6 protein-coding genes and 1 pseudogene are annotated in these 5,749 nt (G+C 71.1%); 4 read left to right on the top strand and 3 right to left on the bottom strand.

Annotated elements, in window-relative coordinates:
* Together ACTHJJ_RS04640 and ACTHJJ_RS04635 are read right to left on the bottom strand one after the other, a co-directional pair.
* Nucleotides 1–192: pseudogene (locus ACTHJJ_RS04640) on the bottom strand (hypothetical protein); the annotation flags it as partial.
* Nucleotides 170–904 carry a response regulator transcription factor gene (locus ACTHJJ_RS04635; RefSeq protein ID WP_440301767.1) on the bottom strand — a complete coding sequence of 245 codons (735 nt, stop codon included), beginning with the start codon at nt 902–904 and terminating at the stop codon, nt 170–172. The gene ACTHJJ_RS04635 and the pseudogene ACTHJJ_RS04640, both read right to left, overlap by 23 nt.
* Nucleotides 905–1,045: 141 nt before the next feature.
* Here ACTHJJ_RS04635 and ACTHJJ_RS04630 point away from each other — a divergent pair, with 141 nt between their 5' ends.
* The 4 genes from ACTHJJ_RS04630 (at nt 1,046) to ACTHJJ_RS04615 (ending at nt 5,181) form a co-directional block, all read left to right on the top strand.
* The gene (locus ACTHJJ_RS04630) at nt 1,046–1,486 is read left to right on the top strand and encodes a hypothetical protein (protein ID WP_440301766.1); all 441 of its coding nucleotides are present in this window, start codon (nt 1,046–1,048) and stop codon (nt 1,484–1,486) included.
* A 67-nt stretch (nt 1,487–1,553) separates the two neighbouring features.
* Nucleotides 1,554–2,294: a VIT1/CCC1 transporter family protein gene (locus ACTHJJ_RS04625; protein WP_440301765.1), complete on the top strand. Its 741-nt coding sequence runs from the start codon at nt 1,554–1,556 to the stop codon at nt 2,292–2,294.
* 155 nt (nt 2,295–2,449) lie between these two features.
* The gene (locus ACTHJJ_RS04620; protein WP_440301764.1) at nt 2,450–4,612 is read left to right on the top strand and encodes a DEAD/DEAH box helicase; all 2,163 of its coding nucleotides are present in this window, start codon (nt 2,450–2,452) and stop codon (nt 4,610–4,612) included.
* A 113-nt stretch (nt 4,613–4,725) separates the two neighbouring features.
* A complete protein-coding gene (locus ACTHJJ_RS04615) occupies nt 4,726–5,181 on the top strand; it encodes a pyridoxamine 5'-phosphate oxidase family protein (protein ID WP_440301763.1) in 456 nt (151 codons plus the stop codon).
* Between the two features lie 67 nt (nt 5,182–5,248).
* Here the strand turns inward: ACTHJJ_RS04615 and ACTHJJ_RS04610 are convergent.
* On the bottom strand, nt 5,249–5,749 hold a 501-nt coding region (locus tag ACTHJJ_RS04610), incomplete at its 5' end, for a tellurite resistance/C4-dicarboxylate transporter family protein (protein WP_440301762.1).

Here is a 5,749-nt window from a genome sequence, read left to right as displayed (position 1 = left end):
GGTGATGAGGGCGAGCGTCGCGGCGACCAGCTTGGCCAGCAGGGTCCACCGGGACAGCGGCCGGACCTGGGGAAGCCCGTCACGGAAGCGCTGCCACCGCGAGCGCCGGTCCGCGTCCGGTTCGGGCGTCGGGGGCTGCTCGGGCGGCGACCCCGTCGTCCCGGCCGGCTCAAAGAGCAGGCTTGAGGACATACCCCGCGCCCCGCATCGTGTGGATCATCGGCTCCCGGCCCGCGTCGATCTTCTTGCGCAGGTAGGAGATGTAGAGCTCGACGACGTTCGCCTGCCCCCCGAAGTCGTAGTTCCACACCCGGTCGAGGATCTGCGCCTTGGACAGGACCCGCTTCGGGTTGCGCATCAGGTACCGGAGGAGCTCGAACTCGGTGGCCGTCAGGTGGATCTCCTCCCCGGCCCGGGTGACCTCGTGGCTGTCCTCGTCGAGGGTCAGGTCGCCGACGACCAGGACGGAGTCGGCCGCGGTCATCGAGACGGTCGTGCGCCGCATGAGCGCGCGCACCCGGGCGACGACCTCCTCGAGGGAGAAGGGCTTGGTCACGTAGTCGTCCCCGCCCGCGGTGAGCCCGGAGACGCGGTCCTCGACGGCGTCCTTCGCGGTGAGGAACAGGACGGGGACGAGCGGGTTGTCCGCGCGCATCCGGCGCAGCACCTCGAGCCCGTCGAAGTCCGGCAGCATCATGTCGAGGACCACCGCGTCGGGGTCGAAGTCGCGCGCCACCCGGACCGCGTCCATGCCGCTGCCCGCAGACCGGACCTCCCAGCCCTCGTAGCGCAGGGCCATCCCGAGCAGCTCGGTGAGGTTGGCCTCGTCGTCGACGACGATCACGCGCACCGGTGAGCCGTCGAGGCGCTGCAGCTGGGTAGCCGGGCTGGTCCTGTCCGTCATGTGCTCAGTCAAACACCCGGGGCTGTGCCAGCGCCAGTACCTTCCTGTGGGCAACCTTTGAGGCTGCTGTCACGGAGAGCCGCAGCATGGCGACAGCAGGGGCACAGGGCCGGCACAGCGACGCGCCCGAGAGTCACTGCCATGACCACCAACCCTCACGACGCACCCCCGCCCCCCGAGCCCTACCGGTATGCCGCTGTCCCGGCTCCCGAGGCGACGAGCCACCCCCGGTGGTCGGCCGGTCGCACCGCGGCCGTCGCCGGCGTCACGATCGTCCTCGTCTCCGCGGGTGCGATCGGGGCGGCTGCGGCGCTGCCCCTCGGCGGGGACCGCGGGGGCTCCCAGGGCTTCCCCGGCGGCGGGCAGTTCCCCCGGTCCCGCAACGGCTTCGGCCAGAACGGGTTGGGCCAGAACTGGCTCGGCCAGCAGCAGAACGGCCTGGGGCAGAACCAGAACGGGGTCGGACAGAACCAGAACGGGTTCGGACGCCAGCAGAACGGCGCACAGCTGCCCCCGCTGCCGAGCCTCGGCGGCCGCGGCAGCAACACCTCTGACGACGGAGTCGACACGACGACGACGTGACCGGCCATGAGCGGGGTCTCGGCGTGTGGGATGACAGGATCGGGGTAACCGACCGATCGGAGAGCACATGTCCGAGATCAGCGCCGGCAGCGGGATGCCGAACCTGGGAGACCACCCGGAGCCTCAGGGCGAGAGCCTGGGCGCGCGCCTCAACTGGCTGCGGGCGGCGGTCCTCGGTGCCAACGACGGCATCGTCTCGACAGCGGGCGTCGTCGTCGGTGTCGCCGGCGCGACGAGCAGCCGAGGCGCCATCGTCATCGCCGGTGTCGCCGCCGCCGTCGCGGGCGCGCTGTCCATGGCGGCCGGCGAGTACGTCTCCGTCAGCACCCAGCGCGACTCGGAGCGGGCGATGCTGCACCTCGAGCGGCGCGAGCTGCACGAGGACCCGGAGGGCGAGCTCGAGGAGCTGACCCAGCTCTACGAGGCCAAGGGGATCAGCCGGCAGCTGGCCGAGGACGTCGCAAAGGAGCTGACGCACCACGACGCCCTCGCCGCCCACGCGGAGGTCGAGCTCGGCATCGACCCCGAGGACCTGACCAATCCCTGGCACGCGGCGCTGGCATCGATGACGGCATTCACGGTCGGTTCCCTCCTCCCGCTCCTCGTCATCACCTTCACCACGGCCTCCATCCGGACCTGGGTCACGGTGCTCTCCGTCGCGGCCGCGTTGGCCCTCACGGGCTGGGCCAGCGCCCGCCTCGGTCACAGCCCCGCAGGGCGGGCGGTGCTCCGCAATGTCGCGGGCGGTCTCATCGCCATGGCGGTGACCTACGTGATCGGCGCGTTGGTGGGCACCAGAGTGTCCTGACGCGCGGTAGAATCGTGTCACTGCGTTCCACAGCGGGGCGAGGCATCGGACCTCAGGAGGGTTGACCCCGGGACGTCCGTTTGGGCCTCGATCGTCCGCGCCGTGGAGCAGGGCAGGATCTCGATCCTCGTCGCCACCGCGTCACGAAGAGGAATATGCCAACGCGACTTCGCCGCCGGACCGCCGACCGTCCGGCTCAAACCAATGGTGAGCACGGCCGTACCGACGCCGCTCCGCTCATCCCCGTCCTTGCCCGACGTGTGCGAGAGGTCGAGGCGCGCGTCACCTCCAAGGGCCGTGCCACGCCGACGAACCGGACCAAGTTCCAGGTCATCGCTCTCCTGATGCGCGCCGAGCGGGCCCGCGTGAAGGAGGACGCGTCGATCCCCCCGGCCCAGCGCGACGAGCTGCTCAAGCGCCTCGACGGGATCGCCTCGATCCTCGCCCAGATCACCGCGCGCGACACCAGCCTGCTCGGGCTGCTCGACCCCGACGCGAAGCCGAGCCCGGCCGCGCAGCAGATGCGCCGCGACTGGCTCCTGGAGTCGGGTGCCGAGCTCTCGCCCGAGGAGCTCGTCATCACCCGGCCCGAGCCGACCAAGCCGATCCTGCCGCCGGAGCTCGCGGCGAAGCAGGTCATGCCCCAGTCGGTGCCGATCCGGGCACTGGCCAACCCCTTCCTCGTCCCCGACGTCGACCGGGTGGCGCGCGACAGCTACCTGCCGCAGAACCTCGCCCGGTGGGAGCTGCTCGAGCCGCTCTACCGCGCCTTCGAGCAGGGCTCCGGTGGCGGCGCGGCCTCCATGGAGCTGCCGCCCAAGCCGCTCATCGACCGGTTCTCCCCGCCCGGGCAGCACCTCATGGTCCACCAGTCCCGCTTCCTGCAGGCCGTCCTCGAGGGCCACCGCAGCTTCCTGCTCGCCGACGAGCCGGGCCTCGGCAAGACGGCGCAGTCGGTCCTGGCCGCCTCGGTCGCGAACGCCTACCCGATGCTCGCCGTCGTGCCGAACGTTGTGAAGATCAACTGGGCGCGCGAGGTCGAGCGGTGGACGCCGCAGCGCCGGGTCACCATCATCAGCGGCGACGGGGCCGACGTCGACGCCTTCGCCGACGTGTTCGTCGTCAACTACGCGATCCTCGACCGTCACTTTGCGTGGCTCTCGAGCTTCGGCTTCCACTCGATGGTCGTCGACGAGGCCCACTTCATCAAGAACGTCCAGTCCCAGCGGTCCCGGCAGGTGCTCGCCCTGGCCGACCACGTCCGGGCCGGCACGCCCGGCGGCAACCCCCTCATGCTCGCCCTGACCGGCACCCCGCTCATCAACGACGTCAAGGACTTCGGCGCGATCTGGCGCTACCTGGGCTGGATCAAGGACGGCAAGCCGGCCGCCCCGATCCTCCGGCGTCTCGACGAGACCGGGCTCACGCCGGCCGACCGCGACTTCTATCCCGAGGCCCGCCAGGCCGTCATCGACATGGGCATCGTGCGCCGGCGCAAGGTCGACGTCGCGAGCGACCTGCCCGACAAGCGCATCGCCGACATCACTGTCGAGCTGGACGACGAGATCGGCCGGTCGATCCGCAAGGCGGAGCGTGCCGTGGGCGAGCGCCTCGCCAAGCGTTACCGCGCCCTCCTCGCCGAGGGCGCCGGCACCGAGGTCGACGGCGAGCCTGACCTCGCCCTGATGCGCCGCGTCGCGCTGGCCGAGCTGAAGGCCGGCTCGAGCGACAAGGCCGCCAAGGGCGACAACGTGTTCACGCTCGTGCGCCGGATCGGCCAGGGCAAGGCCGCCCTCGCCGCCGACTACGCGGCTCAGCTGTCCCACTCGGTCGGCAAGGTCGTCTTCTTCGCCAAGCACATCGACGTCATGGACGAGGCCGAGCGGGTCCTGCGCGATGCGGGCCTGCGGACCGTGACGGTCCGCGGTGACCAGACGACGACGCAGCGCCAGGCCGCGGTCGACGCCTTCCAGAAGGACCCCGAGGTGTCCGTCGCGGTCTGCTCCCTCCTCGCAGCGGGCGTGGGGCTCAACCTGCACGCCTCGTCCAACGTCGTGCTCGCCGAGCTGTCGTGGACGGCGGCCGAGCAGCAGCAGGCGATCGACCGGGTCCACCGGATCGGCCAGGACGAGCCGGTCACCGCCTGGCGCATCCTCGCCGCCGGCACCATCGACTCCAAGATCGCCGAGCTGATCGACGCCAAGCAGGGCCTGGCGGCGCGCGCGCTCGACGGCAGCGACGTCGAGGTGGCCCCTGGCGACACCCTGCAGCGCGACGCCCTCGTCCAGCTCCTCCGGCAGGCTCTCACCGAGGGCTGACGCTGGTCGCGCCGGCCGGTGCGACCAGCCTCACCCACGGCCCTCTCCCAACCAGCCCCTAATACTACTACACTAGGTAGTACGAGGCCGATTCGGGAGAGCAGGTGGCCACGATGTCTGAGTACCAGTACGAGTTCGCCGGAGACCCGGTCCACGTCCTCCACCCGGAGGAGTCGTGGGAGTTCCTGCGGACGCACGAGTTCGGCCGGCTCGCCTTCCACCTCGTCGGCGCCGTCCACATCGTCCCGATCAACTACGCCGTCGACGGCACCCGGCTGCTCTTCCTGACGGCGGAGGGCAGCAAGGTCCTCGGCGTGACGATGAACGACGACGTCGCCTTCGAGGTCGACGAGATCGTCGCCGAGCACGCGACGAGCGTCGTCGTCCGCGGCCGGGCGCACGTGCTCCACGGCGACGAGGAGTACATCATTGAGCAGCTGCCGCTGCGCCCGTGGGTCGGCACCCCGAAGTACATCGTCGTCGCGGTCGCCGTCGACGAGATCTCCGGGCGGCGCTTCGACCTGTCGCGCCCATGGACCCACGCCCGCGTGGACGCCCCCGAGGACTGAGCGGGCGTCCGGGAGCCGGCTGAGCGGCATACCTCCCGGTTGGTATGCCGCTGGGCGGGCCTTCGGGTCAGGCCCTCCCGGCGAGCCCGCGCAGCAGGCCGCGGCCCATCGCCAGGAACACGAGCGTCCAGGCGGCGACGGCGACCCAGAGCCAGTGCGAGCCGATCCACTCGACGATCGGCAGGTGGTCGGCGCGGCCGAGGTAGATGCCGGCGACGCCGTACATGCCCAGCGGGAAGATCATGCTCCAGAGCGTCGGTTCGTAGCGGAGCGGCACCTTGCGGACGAAGTGGCGCCACACGCCGACGGCGACGAGGACGGGGATGAGCCAGGTCGCGAACGCCCAGAAGACGACGGAGAGCCCGGCGATGAGCCCACGGGTGGCGTCCACCATCGGAGCCGAGTGCATCTGGACGATCCGGGCGCCGGCGACGACGGTGATGGCGATCGCGCCCATCGAGACCCAGTAGGGCGGGTCGAACTCCCGGGGGTCGAGCTCGTAGAGCATGATCCGCAGCGAGACGATGATGGCCGACGCGGCATAGAGGAAGACGCCGACGGACCAGGA

Origin of the sequence: Intrasporangium sp., from assembly GCF_051961875.1 — a bacterium.
In the GTDB taxonomy this organism is placed as follows: domain Bacteria; phylum Actinomycetota; class Actinomycetes; order Actinomycetales; family Dermatophilaceae; genus Intrasporangium_A.
Note: the sequence above shows the minus strand (reverse complement) of the source record. Positions and strands in the feature narration are given on the sequence as shown.